The 1960-nt window shown below is 67.5% G+C and carries 2 protein-coding genes; both read right to left on the reverse strand.

The features are described from left to right. Positions 1 to 142 precede the first annotated feature (142 nt). Positions 143 to 1150 carry an inorganic phosphate transporter gene (locus tag WDW90_RS36670; protein ID WP_336492650.1) on the reverse strand — a complete coding sequence of 336 codons (1008 nt, stop codon included), beginning with the start codon at positions 1148 to 1150 and terminating at the stop codon, positions 143 to 145. A gap of 5 nt (positions 1151 to 1155) precedes the next feature. Then, positions 1156 to 1806: a DUF47 domain-containing protein gene (locus tag WDW90_RS36675; protein ID WP_336492651.1), complete on the reverse strand. Its 651-nt coding sequence runs from the start codon at positions 1804 to 1806 to the stop codon at positions 1156 to 1158. Positions 1807 to 1960: the final 154 nt, after the last annotated feature.

The raw sequence follows: 1960 nt of genomic DNA on the forward strand, positions 1-1960 counted from the left end.
CATTCGGTGCCGGCCGCCCCGATCGGATTGACGATGACGTCCACGACCCGCCTCCGAGCAAAAGATGATGCGTCGCTTCCTGCCGCACGAACGAGCATGTCAACGCCTTCTCCGCTCAGGCCAGGGCCGACAGCAAACACACTCAGCCAAATAGCCCCACAAGGCCGTAGCAGGCGGCCGCGATGCCGGCCGCCGCCGGCAGCGTCACCACCCAGGCGACGACGATGTTGCTGGCTACTCCCCAGCGCACGGCCGAGGTGCGGCGCGCGGCGCCGACGCCCACGATCGCGCCCGTGATCGTGTGGGTGGTCGAGACCGGGACTCCGAGCCAAGTTGCCAGAAACAGGGTCATGGCCCCGCCGGTCTCGGCGCAGAAGCCCTGCATCGGGTTGAGCCTCGTGATCCGCGAGCCCATCGTGTGGACGATCCGCCAGCCCCCGAACAGGGTCCCGAGCGCCATCGCGGCCTGGCAGGACAGGACCACCCAGAGAGGCACGTGGAAATCGCTGCCGAGGTGCCCCTGCGAGTAGAGCAGCACCGCGATGATGCCCATGGTCTTCTGGGCGTCGTTGCCGCCGTGCCCGAGGGAGTAGAGCGAGGCGGAGACGAATTGCAGGACCCGGAACGTGCGGTCGACCGCGAACGGCGTCGAGCGGACGAAGAGCCACGACACGATCAGCACGAGGAGGAGCGCGAGCAGGAAGCCGAGGAGCGGCGACAGCACGATCGCTGCGACCGTCTTCGTCAGGCCTGACCAGACCACGACGCCCCAGCCTGCCTTCGCCACGCCGGCGCCGACGAGGCCGCCGATCAGGGCGTGCGAACTGCTCGACGGGATGCCGAGCACCCAGGTGGCGATGTTCCAGGCGATCGCCCCGACGAGCGCGCTCAGGATCACGCGGGCATCCACGATCCCCGCATCGACGATGCCGGTGCCGAGCGTCTGGGCCACGTGCAGGCCGAAGAACAGGAACGCGATGAAGTTGAAGAAGGCTGCCCAGAACACCGCGTATTGCGGGCGCAGCACCCGAGTCGACACGATGGTGGCGATCGAGTTCGCCGCGTCGTGCAGACCGTTCAGGAAGTCGAAGAACAGCGCGACCCCGATCAGGCCGGCGAGGTAGGGCAGGGCGAGCGAGGCTGCGTCCATGCCGCTCACACGTTCTCGATCACGATGCCGCTGATCTCGTTGGCAACGTCCTCGAAGCGGTCGACGACGTCCTCAAGGTGACCGTAGATCTCGGCGCCGATGATGAAGGCCATGGTGTTGCCGCCCCCGCGCCCGTGCGCCTGGTAGAGGGCCTTGAGGCCGCGCTCCTGCAGGTCGTCCGAGCGGCCCTCGGCCCGGGTGATCTGCTCGGTGAGCGCGTTGATGCGTCCTGCATGGCGGCCGACGGCGTGGAGCAGCGGGATCACCTCCGCGGTCAGCCGCGCCGCCTCGATCACGGTCTCGCCCATCTCCCGCATGAGGGGCTCGAACTCCCGCACCTCGTAGAGGGTGATCGCCTTCACGGTCTTGTTCATCTGGTCGATCGCGTCGTCCATCGACTGGATCAGGTCCTTGATGTCGCCGCGGTCGAAGGGGGTGATGAAGCTGCGCCGGACGGCGAGCAGCACCTCGGCGGTGATGGCGTCCGCCTCGTGCTCGCGCTCGACGATCGCGCGGCAGTAATGCGGCACGTCGGCCCCGCCCTGCAGCACGCCCTGCAGGGCCTCAGCGCCCGCGACGAGCGTGCGCGAGTGGCGCTCGAACAGGTCGAAGAAGCGGTCCTCCCGTGGCATCAGGGCCTTGAACCAACTCAGCATTTAGTCAGCGCTCCCACCATCCACACGGATCCGCAGAGCCGCATCCACCCCTGCGCATGCGGCGTTGTTCTGCTCAGCCTAGCGTGAAGGTGCTTAAGACGCTGAGCATCAGGCGCAAACGCTAAACTGCCCGTCTCGTTGCCATGACGGCTGC

It is taken from the genome of Methylobacterium nigriterrae (assembly GCF_037106235.1).
Classification (GTDB): Bacteria; Pseudomonadota; Alphaproteobacteria; order Rhizobiales; family Beijerinckiaceae; genus Methylobacterium; species Methylobacterium nigriterrae.

What these genes read in the sequence shown, in the direction of transcription:
- WDW90_RS36675 (WP_336492651.1), bottom strand. Translation starts at nt 1,806, where the DNA reads ATGCTGAGTTGGTTCAAGGCCCTGATGCCACGGGAGGACCGCTTCTTC.
- WDW90_RS36670 (WP_336492650.1), bottom strand. Translation starts at nt 1,150, where the DNA reads ATGGACGCAGCCTCGCTCGCCCTGCCCTACCTCGCCGGCCTGATCGGG.